We start from the raw sequence: 14662 nt of genomic DNA, 5'->3' as shown, positions 1-14662 counted from the left end.
GGCCCTGTTCTGTCAAGATTTTTGAGGCTCCCCCGATACAGCTCCCCGAAGGACGAGACCCGATGCCCGCATCTCCGAGCGCCCTGCGCCCGATCAGCGAAGTCGCCCGCGACCTGGACATCTCCGACGATCACCTGGAGCCCTACGGCCGCGACAAGGCCAAGGTCCATCTCGATGTGCTCAAGTCGGGCCGCAAGCCGGGCAAGCTGATCCTCGTCTCGGCGATCACGCCGACGCCCGCCGGCGAGGGGAAGACGACCACCTCCATCGGCCTTGCGCAGGGGATGCGGCGCATCGGCGAACGCGTCGCGATCGCACTTCGGCAACCGTCGATGGGTCCTGTGTTCGGCCGTAAAGGGGGCGCGACGGGCGGCGGCCTGAGCAAGGTCGAGCCTTCGAACAAGATCAACCTCCAGTTCACCGGCGACTTCCACGCGATCACCGCCGCGCACAACCTGCTGGCCGCGGCCATCGACAATCGCCTCTACTTCCGCGATTTCGACCTCGACCCCACCCGCGTCCTCTGGAAGCGGGCGCTCGACATGAACGACCGCTCCCTGCGGAAAATCGTCATCGGCCTCGGAGGACGCTCGCAGGGCGTCCCGCGCGAGAGCGGTTTCGACATCACCGCGGCCAGCGAAGTCATGGCGATCCTCTGCCTGTCGGATTCGCTCGCCGACCTGCGCTCGCGGATCGACCGGATCCTCGTAGGCTACGCCAAGGACGGATCTCCCGTGCTGGCCAAGTCGCTGGGCGTGACCGGCGCAATGACGGGGATCCTGAAGGAAGCGATCCAGCCGAACCTGGTGCAGACGACCGAATCTGCGCCGGCCTTCATCCACGGCGGCCCGTTCGCGAACATCGCCCACGGCTGCAACTCGGTCCTCGCCACTCGCATGGCCCTGGCGACGGCCGACTACGCGGTCACCGAGGCCGGTTTCGCCTTCGACCTCGGGGGCGAGAAGTTCCTCGACCTGAAGTGCCGCTCGGCCGGTTTGAATCCGGCGGTTATCGTGCTGGTGGCGACCATCCGCGCTCTCAAGATGCACGGCGGGGTTCCGCTTCCCGAGATCACGAAGCCCGATGCCGCAGCCGTCGAACGCGGGCTCTGCAATCTCGCGGCGCACCTCGACGCGGCCGAGCATTTCGGCAAGCCGATCGTCGTGGCGATCAATCGCTTCGGGACCGACACAGCCGAGGAGATCGGCGTGGTCGAGGCCTTCTGCAAGGGGCGCGGGATCCCCTGCTCCGCCGCGAACGTCTTCGGAGCCGGCGGTGAGGGCGCTGTCGACCTGGCCGAGAAGGTCGTCGCCGCGGCCTCGAAGCCAGAGACTCCCTACAAGCCGCTCTACGACCTGGACTGGTCGCCCGAGCGCAAGATCGAGCAGATCGCTCGAGTGATGTACGGCGCGGCGGGTGTGAACATCCAGCAAACGGCCGAGCAGAAGTTCCGAAAGGCCGAGCAGCACGGCTATGGCCAGCTTCCCATCTGCATGGCCAAGACCCAGGATTCGCTCTCCGACGATCCCAAGCTGCGCGGCCGTCCGCAGGGCTTCACTCTCCAGGTGCGCGACGTCGAGATCGCGGCCGGCGCCGGCTTCCTCGTGGCGCTGACCGGCGAGATCATGCGGATGCCCGGACTGCCGATCCGTCCCGCCGGTGAACGGATCGACGTGGACGAGAACGGCGAGATCATCGGCCTCTCCTGAGGCCGAAGGCCTAGCGCGACGCCCTTCCCTTGGGCTCGCGCTGGGCGTACTGAGGTTTCGAGCCGCGCTCCATGTATTCGGTGATCGCCCGATCCATCTTGGCGAGGGTCACCGCCGTGGCTCCCTGCTCGCGATGCACGATCCGACCCTCGCGGTCGATCAGGATCATCGTCGGGAAGAACCAGACCTGAAGCGTGTTCCGGACGACGTCGTCGTCCTGGAATCCCGCGACGAGAATTGGGTAGTTGATACCCAACTCCTGGCGAAGTTCCTTGAGCCTTGCAGCTCGCTTCTCGGGTTTGATCTGCTCAAAGGCGACGCTTACCACCTGGAGCTTCTTGCCCCCCAGGCGGCTTTGGATTTCCTTCAGGTGGGGGATCGAAGTTCGACAGGGCCCGCACCACGATCCCCAGAAGTCGAGCAGGATCAGATCCGCGTCGAAGTCGCGGATGGAGACGAGCTTGCCGTCGACGTCGAACTTGGCGAAGTCGATCATCTTCTGCTCGTCGGCGTCGTAATCGCAGTAAGGCGTCGACCGACTCGGAGCGGCGGCCTTGGCCTTCGGGTCCGGCGTGGGCTTTACGGCGACGGTTTTGGCGGCGACGGTGGCCGTCGTCGCGACGGCTGTGGACGTCTGGGCGAGATTCGCGTCGACCGGGACGCGGCCGCTCTCAGAGATCACGTCCGCCCACGTCGGCCGGGCCCGTTCGACCGGCGGAGCTGCTGCGCGAGGACCTTTTCGGCCCGGCTTCGGATCATCGGGTCGTTCGTGGTTGGACTGATTCACCAGTCCGTCCGGCAGGGCGCCGGGCTCGTCCTCTTCGGCGGGGAAGGGATCTTCCATGCGGGCCGAGACCCTGCTGATCTCTCGGGCCGGCGGGAGGGGGTTTTCTCCCTCCTCCTCGTACTCGACGGGTTCTTCCTCGACGGGGCGAGCCGAAGCGCGAGTCTTGGGAGCCGTTCCGCGCTGGGACCATCCGGGGCCCGCTTCCTCCACCTCCTCGTCCGCGTCCTCGGTCACCTCGAGTCGCGGCTTCACGGGCGCCGGACGAGTGGAACTTCTCCGCGGCGCTTCGGGTTCGAGGAGGTCGTCGGGATTCGTTTCATCCGGCTCCTCGGCCCTGGCGACGGCCTTGACCCGCGAACGATCGGACGCGGCGACCGCGTCCTTCGTTTCCGAGCCGACCGCGGCGTCGCGTGGGTGGAGGCTGATCCGGACGCTGGTGTCCGGCGCTTCGGCGTCGGCGCGGCCGGTCATGATCCCCTGCTCGCCCTGATATTCGGCGATGACCGTGTAGTTCGAGCCAGGTCGAACGCCCCGGAGGGTGAAGCCGCCGGATCGATCGGTCGTCGCATGAACGGCGCGTCCACCGGCCGCGCCGGTCATGGCCAACCGCACGACGGCGTTGCGGACGGGTTCGCCCTGGTCGTCGTACACGCGGCCAGAGATCCGAGCGCCGGAGGATTGCGACGACTCGGGGAGACCACCGGCGGAGCGGCGTTCATCGTCCGGCAGTCCGGCGACGGACGGCAGCGGCTTGTCTCCCACGCTGGCGGTGGTCTTCACGTCGGAGGGGGTTACGGCGCGCAGGCCGCCGGTTTGCGTGCAGCCGGCGAGGCCCGCACCCACGACGAGCAGGCCGAGGGTTCCGGGGCGGAAGCGCATGGTTAAAGGCCCTCCTCCTGGGCGGATCGGCGTGGCGACTCGGGCGGCCGTCGCACGCCCGGGGCGATCATCCTGGATCGTTCGGGAGGCCGTTGCGCCCCGTCGCCGTCACTCAATGGGTGCAAATCCCGGCGCGCTCGCCGTCCGGCGGCCGCCGTTGGTTTCATCCCTTGGATTCGGCCGTCCGCGACCCGAGACTTTAGGTTTTCTCGGGTTTTCGTCGAGGGCAAAGACGCCGCGGACCAGGACTGATCGATCCTAGGCGACGAACGATCGGGTTGCACCAGGAGCGGAGGAGTCAACGGGGACTGGCTCCGCAGCGCAGCGGAGGTGCCTGTCCCCCTTGGCTCCGAAGCGGCCTCGGGGATGCCCGGAGAAAGGGGACTGGCACCCGGCCGCCGTTCGATCCCAAGGGCCGAGGCGCTCGCGCCGGGAGCCGGTCCCCTTTCTCCTCCGCCGTGTGCAATTCAAGCGGTCGCCGCTCTAGTTCCACTGAGCGACGACCGCTCGAGCGCGGGAAAGAAGGGCGGTGACGGTCTCGGCGTCGTCGGCCTTGGGACGGGACTTGAGGTAGGCGGCCAGCGGGTCGATGGCCTCGCCGGGGCGGTCGAGTTGAAGGCAGAGCATCCCCAGGTCGCGCCGCTCCAGCGGGTCGTCGGCCACTCGGGCCAGCCGCCTCTGAACGATGTAGGCCGAGGCGAAATCCTCCTGGCCGACGAAGACCGCCTTGAGGTTCCGGAGCATCCTCGTCACCACCGTCGCCGGCGAGCAGGCCGCGAGACGCGACTCCGGCTGCGACAACGGTCGGCCGATCAACTGGGCGAGCCGGTTTTCACAGGCTTCTCGCTCCAGCAGGTCGCCGGAATGGAACGGGTCGATGAACGTCGTCTCGCCGTCGTCGAGCCGCAACAGGAAATGGGCGGGGGAGTTCACGGGCGAGAGGGAGACCCCCAACAAACCGGCGATCGCCCGGTAGAGAATGCAGAGGGTGATCGGAATCCCGGTCTTGCGATCGACGACCTCGTTCAGAAAGCTGTTTCGAGGGTCGAAGTAGTCGTCGGTGTTGCCGAGAAACCCTTCCTCCACGTACAGCACCCAGTTGATCTGGCCGAGCACCCGGCGCGGGGGCACGCCCTCACGGCAACGGACGCGGATACGCGCGGCCAGGGCCTCGATGCGAGCCAGACTGGCTTCGACGTCGAGGTCGGGTTGAAAGTCTCGCGCGATCTCCAGGGCGACACGGGCCAGGTCTGGCTCCGTCGCTCCGGTCAGCACCCGATCGAACTCGGGGCTCGTTGATTCCGGTGATCGCATGGCCCATTCCCCTGCCGTTCTCAGCCGATTCGATTCCGACTCAACCCACCGCGCGCTGTTTGGGCGCCACGATTTCGGCCACCGCCGGCTTCGGCCGAGGCGCTTCGGGAGCACTGCGGGCTCGCCTCGCGGCGCGGGACGTCACCCAGGCGGTCGGCCCCAGCACCATGACGAATCCCAGCAGACTCGGCAACGTCAACTGCCGCCCCTGGAGCAAGACGTCGTACCCCAGGCCGAAGACCACCTGAGTTAAACTCAGCACGGCGATCTTCGCGGGCGGTCCGGACGCATAAGCCTTGGTCAGCAGCACCTGGCCGAAGGTCCCGAACACTCCCACGCCGAGCAAGAGTAGCCCGGGGACGAGGCCCACCGAGTATCCCTCGGCGGTCATCGGATGGACGAACAACAGCCAGAGCGCCAGGGAGACGCTGGCCAGGCCCGAGAAGTGGGCGACGACCGCTCGGGCGTCGACATCCTTGAGCCGGTGAAGCCCGAGCATCGCGATCGCCGTCGTGACCGACGCCAGCAGGGCGATGCCGACCGCTCCCATATCCCCCTTCCCCGCCCCGTGCGGTTGCTGGATCAAGACGACTCCCAGCACTCCGCAGAGCACGCAGGCCAGGTCGGTCGCCATGCCGCCGCGACGACCGTGGAGAAAACCCGTCAGCACGATCCAGAGCGGGTAGGTGTTGGTCAGCGTCAGGACGTCGGCGACGGGGAGATGCGTGAGTGCATAGAACGTGCAGGCGACGCTGATCGTCCCTGAGATGCTCCGCCACCAGAGCGTCCGAGGTTTCCAGAGGACTAACTTCGCCCCTCCCGCGACGGCCAGCATCACGGAAAAGACGAACGTGCAGAAGATGCGGATGAAGGCGACCAGCAGCCAGTCGCAGTGAGGCCCGACAGCGTGGGCCATCGCACCCATCGTGGCGAAACAGAAGGCGGCCGAAATCATCCAGGCCGCGGGCAGCAGGCTATTCGAGGGAGGTTTCATCGATGTCCAGATGGTACCGGCCCGACGGAGGCTCGCCGGTTCCGGTCTTCAGGCGGGTCGGTCGCGGCGTTTCCTAATCGAACCCAGTCTAGCAAGTATCTCCGTTTCCGCGACGATGAATTACGGATGTTCACCGGTTTGCCGCGGGCTCCGTCTGTGAAATCGACACCGCGAACCGCCAGGAGGACGGCCCGGGACGGCTGACGGCCGTCAGGTGGTTGACGCCCTCTAAAAGGTTGACGGCGAAGTAGTTGGGCGCCTGAGCTTCGTCCGTCGGCGGATTGATGCGCCGCCCGTTGAGGGAGACCTCCATCGGACCATCGGCCTCGATGACGATGACCGCCTGGGATGCGCTGGTCGTCGTGATCGCGGCGTGGGCGGTCGCCACGACCGGGGAGTCGGTCGATCGAAGGGGGGAGAGATCGACGATTCCGTCGCCCGATTCCACGGCCGGTTTCCACTGAGTCGGCTGAGCCTGGAGATTCGTGAAGGTCGCCGCGGGATCAATCGAGCCGTCACGCGCCGACCAGTTGTTGGGAAGGCCGGCGAAAGGGCCGAGGACCTTCCAGCCTTTGACAGTCTCGAACCGGTTGATGACGCGCCGTAAGGCCAGGATCACGGAGGGCGAGCGGCCTTCCTCCGCGATGATCCGGCGCAATTCCGGTTCGACGCGATCGCGAATCGCCAGCAACGCCCCCAGTGAACCACGTCGCAGCGACGGGTCGGGATCGTCGAGGCCCGTCAGGTAGAGGGGTAAGGCTCGTGGATCGGGAAGCGAACAGAGCGCGGCGAGAACCGCCGTGTGGTCGCCGTCCTGGGCGGTCCTGGCCTTCTCGACCAATCGCGGAACGGCCTCGTTGAGTTTGAGGGGGCCGGCGGCCAGGAACGCAGCGCGACGGACGTCGGGGTCCTGATCGTCGAGCCGCGCGAGGACGACGTCCTTCACGTCCGGGGGCAATGGTCGCGAGGGATTCAGGCTGACCACCGCTGCCGCACGGACGAGCGGCGAGGCGTGTCTGAGAAACCCGGCCAGATCGTTCGGGGGCAAGAAGCCGTCGCGAGCCAGAGCCGGGAGGGCCTTCGCCACCAGGGTCTCCGGGGCGCCCTCCTCATAGAGAAGGGTCAGCCGCGCCCGGATGACGTCCCGACCTCGAAGGCGATTCAGCGAATCGAGCGCCGCGGATCGGACAGACTCCGCTCGCTTGGGGTCGACGACGATCGGCAGAAGCAGCCGGGTCGAGGTCGCGTCGTTCAGGGCCCCGAGAGCCTCGACGAGGGCGGCCTGATCGTCCACGTCCTCCTCTCGACCGAGAGCATCCCGCAGCATCGGCCCGGCGGCCTGGCCGACGCCCTCCAGCCCAAACACGGCCTGGCGTCTAACTGAGGCGTCGGCGTCCTTGAGCCCTGCTTCCAGTCCCTGAAGGACGGCGGCCATCCCCTGCGGGTCCCATGCTTCGGTCTTCTTCGGCGTGCCCCCCTGCTCTTTTGCCGAACCATCGGGGTAGCGACGATACTGCGTCGCGAGACAAGAGAGGATGCGCCCACGGACGAGCGGGTCGGGCGTTTTCCCCAGAGCCGCGACGAGCGCTTCAACCATCGGGACCTGCCACGATTCGTCGGCCATCAGGAGAGCGGCCTCGCGACGACGCGGATCCAAAAGGGCCTGGACGAGAGCTTCGCGGTCGTCGCAACCCAGGCTGAGGATCGCCCGCCGGATGGACCAGGCGGCGAAACGGTCGGAGTCGTCCAGTGTGGAGAGCAGAGTCGGCAACGAGGTTCGGTCGCCGAGGCGTCCCAGCGCGATCGCCGCCTCACGACGAACCGCTGCGTCGCGATCGGTGAGGAGCCTTTGGACGTCCTTCGACGCCAGAGACTCACGGCGGATCCCTACGCTACGGACCGACTGAATCCGGACGGCTGCGACGTCGTCCCCCAACCGAGCGCGGATCGCCGCTCTTGCCGGTGGGGTGCCGATCGCATCCAGTGCCCAAAGGGCGTGAACGCGGCCGCAAAGGGGTTCGGATCGAGAGAGACGATCGACGAGCGGCTCGACAGCCGCGGAGCCCATCGCTGTGAGTTGGTCCTGGGCTTCGCACCGGATCAGGCGCGAGGGATCATCCAGCCTCGCGATCCGTTCCTGCATCGTCGTCGGGGTCGGCCTGGCGGCGGGAGTCGTGGTCGAGCCGCGAGAAACGCGGAACAATCTGGCTCCGGCCTGGGCTGCTGGACCGGAATCGATGAGCCAGAGCGTGCCGCCCGACGTCGCGACGGCCGAGGGGCGGAAGTCGACGAGCGTCCCCCGTTGGACGACGGGGATGCGGTTCTCGATCACGAAGGTTCCACCGGATTTGCGAACCTGCTGTCCGTAAACCGCGCCCCCTTCCGGATCACATTGGAGCAATAGTTCTAAGGCTCCCGTCGATTCGTCGAGGAAAACGGCGTCGCTAGCCGAGCCTTGCCCGAGTCTGGCCGTCGCGGGAAGTGAGCGAAACTCGGCCGAGACGTAGTTGAGCGGATAGCCGTAGCGACCGTCTGGGATGTGGTGGATCAGACGCAGCCCCCACCTGGGGTCGGTCGCCGAGGAAAACGAGAAGAGGTCGTTGAGCGACGAGACGACCAGGCCCGTGGGGACGGCCGCATCTTGCGAAACGACCTCCAGGTCCGAGCCGTTGGGACGGACGCGGATCACTCCGCCGCCCCGCATGCGAAGCACGCGCCCACCCCTCCCCCGCGCCTCGGCAAGCCCCGGATCGCCGATCGCAAAATAGAGGAAGCCGTCCATCCCGAGTCGGATCGTACCGCTGCCGCGATTTTTGGGGCTCTGTGGAGCCGCTGGTTCGCCGAGTCCTGTTACGAGGTTCTCGCGACTCTCGGATCGACCGTCGCCGTCGTCGTCTCGGATCGCGGCCAAGAACGGCGGGTGCAGCACGAGCAGAGCGTCGCCCACTCGCTCCAGGCCGTCGACCGGACCCAGGCCATCGGCGAAGGTCGTCGCCCGACCGTCCACGACGCGCAGGACCTCGCCAGACCGGCCTCCGACCAGTAGCTCGCCTTTCCGTCCCAGCGTCATCGCCGTCGGAAAGAAGCCCTTGGGGAGGGCGCCGGCCAGTTGGACGGACCAGCCTTCGGCCACGGCGGGAGGCTGCAGCTCAGCCCCGATGGATGCGGCCTCGGAGGTACTCAGCAGGAACAGGACGAGGAGGCTGATCGGGCTTCGCATCGCGAACTCCCTCCGTGAGCGCCGGCGAACGATCTGGCGGGCTCCGCCCCCTTCGATCAAAATGGTCGCGCCGGGTCGCGGCGGGATGTTACCGCCTTTCCCGATTCCCCTCAATCGAAAGAAGAAACCCCGTCGAGGCGTCGCGAGCGACGCACTCCACGGGGCGTGATTTCCGACGAGGAGCTTCGACTGTGTCTGCCAACCCCGCCGTTCGCTCGACCTCTCAAGCCGCCCTGGCGCGTAATCCGCTCAAGAGCCCGAGCTATCCATCGCGAACGCATTTCGGTGAGATGCCCGCTCTGGCGGGGAGGCTCAAGTCGCTCGACGAGCGGTTGGGGGCGGTGAAAAGGAAACTCTCGCTGTTGAGCAACCATGCACGCCGCGGCGAGTACGAGAAGCTGGTCGTGCAGATGCAGGGCGCTCGCGATCAGTTCGTCGACGCCTCCTATCGGATGCCCCGCGAGGCCGGCGGCCTTTATCACGAGGATCTCGAACGTCTGGAAGCCGCCGAACGATCGTTCGCCTGGCTTCAGCGCCGGTGGGACGCCGTTACGGCTTGACTCTCCGGGTTTGGATTGTTGCAAAGCAGCTCCCCCGCGCCGGAATCGACCGACGCGGGGGAGTGAGTGCTTAGTCGATGAACAGACCGCTGACGACGGCGTTGTCGCCGCCGATCATATCCACCTTGAACGTCACATGGCCGCTGACCGACCAGGTGACGTAAACGCCGTTGCCGAACGAACTGATCGTTCGAGTGTCCAGCACGGCGCCCGTGTCGGCATTGATCAGCGTGATCTGCTCGACTCGCGACTTCTGATCGTAGTCCGCCAGGTAGAGCGAAACCTGGTGCGTCTGGCCGTCGGTCAGGTTCAGGTCCATCGAGAAGGTTCGACCCGACCACCAGACCGAGGACTGACGGGTTGATCCGTCGGGGGTCTGCAGGGCGCGAACGTCATTGGTGGAGGAGCTGTAGGTGTAGGTCTGAGCCCCCGTCATCGAGAGGTTCGCGTACGACGGCAGCGAGCTGGACGAACCGGCTTCGATATAGCCCTTGGAGCCATAGACGCCCTTCCAGCTCCCCTGGGTTTTCGAGTCAGTCGCGACGTAAGCGCCGGTCGTGGACGTGCTGCCGCCGGTACCGGTGCCGCCGCCGTTGTTGGTGCTCCCGCCGCCGCCGGTCGAGGCGTCGGCCGAATCGATGAAGACGCCGCTGAGCACCGCGTTGGGGCCGCCGACCACATCCACCTTGAACGTGACGTGGCCGCTCACCTCCCAGGTGGCGTACATACCGTCGCCGAACGAGCTGAACAACCGCGAGTCCAGCACGGCGCCGGTGTCGGCGTCGATGAGCGAAATGAGCTCCGAACGCGACTCGCGGCTGTAGTCCGCCAGGTAGAGCGAGACCTTGTGGGTCAGGCCGTCGGTCAGATTCACGTCGACCGTGAACGATCGCAGAGTCCACCAGACCGAGGACTGACGGGTTGACCCGTCGGAGGTCTGGAGGGCGCGAACGTCGTTGGTGGAGGTGCTGTAGGTATAGCTCTGCGCCCCCGTAACCGTGACGGTTGCATAGGAGGGGAGCGAACTGGACGAACCAGCCTCGACATAGCCCTGGTTGCCGTAAGCGCCTTTCCAGGCGCCCTGGGTTGTCGAGTCGGTGGCGACATAGACGCCCGTCGTGGAAGTGTTGCCGCCGGAGCCCGTATCACCGCCGCCGGAGCCGGTGCCGCCGCCGCTACCGCCGCCGGTCGAGGCGTCGGCCGAATCGATGAAGACGCCGCTGAGTACCGCGTTGGGGCCGCCGACCATGGCGAACTTGAACGCCACGTGGCCGCTGATGGTCCAGGTGAGGTACTTGCCGTCGCCGAACGATCCGATCGTCCGCGTGTCGAGCACGACGCCGGTGTCGGCGTTAATGAGAGTAATCAGTTCAGTGCGCGACTCCCGGCTATAGTCCGCCAGGTAGAGCGAGACCTTGTGGGATAGGCCGTCGGTCAGATTCACATCCACGGTGAACGTATTTCCGTACCAGACCGAGGACTGACGGGTTGACCCGTCGGAGGTCTGGAGGGCGCGAACGTCGTTGGTGGAGGTGCTGTAATTGTAGGTCTGCGCCCCGGTCACCCGGACGGTTGCGTAAGCCGGGAGCGAGCTGGAGGAGCCGGCCGCGACGTAGCCCTGGGCGCCGTACGCGCCTTTCCATGCGCCCTGGGTCGTGGCGTCGGTCGCGTCGTAGACGCCGCTCGTCGATACGCCGCTGCCGGAGCCGGTGTCGCCGCCGCCGGTGTCGCCGCCGCTGGAAGAGTCGCCGGCCGAATCGAAGAAGACGCCGCTGAGGACGGCGTTATCGCCTCCAGCCAGGCCCACGCTGAAAATCACGTGGCCGCTGACCTTCGCGGAGAGGTAGATCCCGTCTCCGAACGACGACATAAACCGCCTGTCGAGCACGAGGCCGGTGTCGGCGTCGATGATCGTGACAACCTCGGAGCGCGATTTTCGATCGTAGTCGGCCAGGTAGAGCGTGATCTCGTGAGCCTTGCCGTCGGTCAGATTCACGTCGACCGTGAACGTCCCCAGGCTCCACCAGACCGAGGACTGGCGGGTCGAACCGTCCGGGGTCTGGAGCGCGCGGACGTCGCTGGTCGAGGAACTGTAGAGGTAGGTTCCCTGCCCCGACAGCTTGACCGTGGCGTACGACGGCACTGAGCTGGGGGCGTTGGCCATGATGTAGCCCTGCCCGCCGTAGACGGCCTGCCAACTTCCCTGCGTCTTCGTGTCCGTTCCGGTGTAGTAGCCGGTTGTCGCGGAACCGCTGGAGAGCGGGTCGACGAACACGCCGCTGATCGCCGCGCTGGCTCCGCCGGTCTGGACGACTCGGAACTGAACGTGACCGGAGACAGTCCAGGTGAGATAAACACCGGAGTTGAACGACGAGATCGACCGAGAGTCGAGCACCTGGCCCGTCGCCGCGTCGACCACGTCGATCCTCTCGGCCCGAGCCGACGAATCCCAGTCGAGGGCGTAGAGCGTGACCTCGTGAGCCTTGCCGTCGGCCAGGTTGACGTCGATCGTGAACGAGGAGCCGAGCCAGGCGGACGCGATGGAGTACCCGCTCCAGGGGGAGATGGTCGTCAGCGCGCTCTGAAGCTTGTCGAGGGCGCGCGGATCGGACGAGGCGCGGTCGTAAACCTGGGTGGTCGCCCCAGAAACCGAGATGTACGTCGAGCTGGAGGCGTAGGCTCCCGAGTCGCCGGCGACGGCCGACGCCTCCATGCCGATGCGGTTCTTCCAGACGCCGCTTCTCACGTCCGATCCGCTGTACGACGCGGTCGCCTGCTGGGTTGGCGTGCCGACGGTGATCGTCACGCTCCGAGTCGAACTGGCGCCAGTCGAGTCGACGGCCTTGACGGACACGACGTAGGTGCCCGCGCCGGAGGGCGAGAGGACGAACGACTGCCCGGAAGACGAAGCGAAGCTCGATCCGTTCTTGGTGACCGTCCAGGTCAAGGTCGGAGCGCTGACGCTCGTCGAGCGCGCGTCGACCAACCGCGCCTGCGCCCAGTCGGCCGGAATCGAGACGTTCGACCCGTCGGGGGACGTCACCACCAGCGACAGGCTGGAGACCCCCTTGACGTCGACGTTGATCGGCAGCGCGGTCCCAGCCTTCATCACCGGCGAGGTGTAAAGCACCTTGCCGTCGCCGATCAGCTTGAAAGTCGCCTGACCGGTCCCCGAGCCCGCACGATCATCCACGCCGATCACGGCCGAGAAGCTCGTGTACGTTCCACCCAGCGGCAGGACGATGGTCGAGCTACTGGAAACGCCGATGCCGTTCGGGTACGAGACGCCCGCGAGTTGCAGGAGCCCCGTTCCGAATCCGCCGTTGTAGACGCCGTTGGCGACGTAATTGGAGGAGCCCGAAGCCGACGAACTCATCAGCGACGCAACGTACTTCTCGGCGAAGACCTGGAATGCGACCGGCGTCGTCGTGGAAACCGAGGACGGCTTGAGTGCGACGGCCATCTGCGCGGCCTGGTCGGCCGTCAGCGAGCTCATGTCGAAATTCGCGAGAAGGGCGGCCAGATCGGTCGCGTCGACCTTCCCGTCATGGTTGAAATCGCCCTGCGTCCACCAGAGCTGATCCCGGCCCATGTTCGCCGATACGATCTGGAAGTCGGCGAAATTCACCACGCCGTCGAGGTTGGCGTCGCCGGCTGGGAGAATTGAGGCCAGCACTCCGTCGTAACGCTGGCTGTCGGCCCAGGTCGTGTTAGGCTTCAGCCCCCAGGTCGGATCGTCCAGCGTATAGAACGTCGCACTTCGGCCGCCGTTGGCCGCCCAACTGTCCATGTAGCGGCGCATCACGTCGTACATCAGGGGATCGGTCAGGACGGCTTCCAACGCCGGGGCCGTCGCGTACAGAACGTGGACGCCCCCTTCGTACATGTCGAGCGGCAGACCATAAGAAGCGGCGACGGCGGCGGTGGCCGCAATGCTGGAAGCGTTATTGGCGATCGCCGTATCGAGGTCCGAGATCAGCTTCGGGACGTCCGCGGAGGTTGAACCTCCCAGGGCCGTCGCGTAGGGAGCGATGGCGGTCGACTTGATGTACTGAGTCGGATTGCCGTACCAACGGGCGACCGTGTCGAGTCCCTGGCTCAGATAGCCGGGGTAAATCGTCCATCCGGAGAAGACCGGGATGACGCTCGTGAACGAGCTCCCATACTCCGTATGAAAAATGTCCGAAATGCGTTTCAGCTGCAGGGCGGATTCCTGAGCGACCTTGTCCATGTCGTTCGTTGCGGAGACCCTGTAGTCGGAGTTGGCCATCGCCAGGGTCTGGTTGTACTGAGTGAACGACCCGTTCCAGGTCTCGTTGCTGTACTCGATGTAAACTTTAAGGTTTGGGTCGAGTTTCTGGTGGATCAGGGCGGCAAGGTTCCTGACGTAGTCGTCGTTCGCCAGCGCAGGGATCGTGACCCACATGCTGTCGCCCGACTCGTTGCACAGCTCGATCATCGCCTCGAAGGAGATGTTGCCGGCTCCGAACGAGTCGACGACCGACCGCTGAGACCAGGACGTCACCGTCGAATTATTCGTCCAGTTCCAGTCCATGAAGCGTACGTAGTCGAACGGCTTCAGACTTTGCAGAAATTGGTCGGTATAGAGCTTGCTGCCGTCGGTCGCCACGCCGGGCATCCAGATATGCAGATCGCTCATCGGATCCGTCGTGCTGGTCGTCTCGACGGTCATCGTGAGCTTTCGCTCGGCGCCCGGAGCGTTCGCAAACGCGACGTTCAGGAGTCCGCGGGTCACTCCGTCGGCGCCCTTCGTCATCGGAGCGGCCAGGACGCCGATGCCCGAGAAGTCGACGACCGCCGTCCCCTTGTAACTGACCTGGTAGACGCCGTCCGGGTAGTAGGCCAGATTCGCATTCGAGGTCGCGGTGGCGAGGGGATATCCGGTCGACGTCAGCGAGAGGGGGCTGTTCGAGGGCGACGTCCAGGACGTCATCAGCCGTCGGACGTCCGTGAAGAGCGGGTCGTTAGTCCCTTCATAATATGTATATAAGTTAACTCCAGCGCCGCTCAACAGTTCACGGCGCTGCAGCGCCTCGAAGCTCGGCCGGCGGCCGAGCTTTCGCAGTCGTCTCATTCCATATCCTCCACTTGGAGCTGGAGCAGGGTGCGGTTCGTCGTAGAGAGCTTCGAGGGGGATCTCGAAGCGCGTGAAGCCCCTCTGCCGTCGAGGGTCACTGC

7 protein-coding genes are annotated in these 14662 nt (G+C 66.0%); 2 read left to right on the top strand and 5 right to left on the bottom strand.

Annotation, left to right across the window (positions count from 1 at the left end; genetic code table 11):
* The first annotated feature begins 62 nt into the window (after positions 1 to 62).
* The gene (locus G5C50_RS18150; protein WP_165071629.1) at positions 63 to 1709 is read left to right on the top strand and encodes a formate--tetrahydrofolate ligase; all 1647 of its coding nucleotides are present in this window, start codon (positions 63 to 65) and stop codon (positions 1707 to 1709) included.
* A 10-nt stretch (positions 1710 to 1719) separates the two neighbouring features.
* Here G5C50_RS18150 and G5C50_RS18145 read toward each other — a convergent pair whose 3' ends face one another.
* The 4 genes from G5C50_RS18145 to G5C50_RS18130 all read right to left on the bottom strand — a co-directional run bounded on the left by G5C50_RS18145 (position 1720) and on the right by G5C50_RS18130 (position 8903).
* Positions 1720 to 3375 carry a redoxin family protein gene (locus G5C50_RS18145; protein ID WP_165071628.1) on the bottom strand — a complete coding sequence of 552 codons (1656 nt, stop codon included), beginning with the start codon at positions 3373 to 3375 and terminating at the stop codon, positions 1720 to 1722.
* A 483-nt stretch (positions 3376 to 3858) separates the two neighbouring features.
* Complete coding sequence (locus G5C50_RS18140) at positions 3859 to 4689, bottom strand: SirB1 family protein (protein ID WP_165071627.1); 831 nt, start codon at positions 4687 to 4689, stop codon at positions 3859 to 3861.
* Between the two features lie 40 nt (positions 4690 to 4729).
* Entirely contained in the window at positions 4730 to 5644 is a 915-nt protein-coding gene (locus G5C50_RS18135) for a DMT family transporter (protein ID WP_255487505.1), read from the bottom strand.
* Between the two features lie 169 nt (positions 5645 to 5813).
* Positions 5814 to 8903, bottom strand: coding sequence for a HEAT repeat domain-containing protein (locus G5C50_RS18130; protein ID WP_165071625.1), 3090 nt, complete (start codon positions 8901 to 8903; stop codon positions 5814 to 5816).
* A gap of 191 nt (positions 8904 to 9094) precedes the next feature.
* Between G5C50_RS18130 and G5C50_RS18125 the strand changes: the two genes are divergently transcribed.
* Entirely contained in the window at positions 9095 to 9463 is a 369-nt protein-coding gene (locus G5C50_RS18125; RefSeq protein ID WP_165071624.1) for a hypothetical protein, read from the top strand.
* A 70-nt stretch (positions 9464 to 9533) separates the two neighbouring features.
* On the opposite strand, the gene G5C50_RS18120 is transcribed toward G5C50_RS18125, so the two are convergent.
* Positions 9534 to 14558, bottom strand: coding sequence for an NPCBM/NEW2 domain-containing protein (locus G5C50_RS18120; RefSeq protein ID WP_165071623.1), 5025 nt, complete (start codon positions 14556 to 14558; stop codon positions 9534 to 9536).
* Between the last annotated feature and the right edge of the window lie 104 nt (positions 14559 to 14662).

This window comes from Paludisphaera rhizosphaerae (genome assembly GCF_011065895.1).
Taxonomy (GTDB): domain Bacteria; phylum Planctomycetota; class Planctomycetia; order Isosphaerales; family Isosphaeraceae; genus Paludisphaera; species Paludisphaera rhizosphaerae.
Note: the sequence above shows the minus strand (reverse complement) of the source record. Positions and strands in the feature narration are given on the sequence as shown.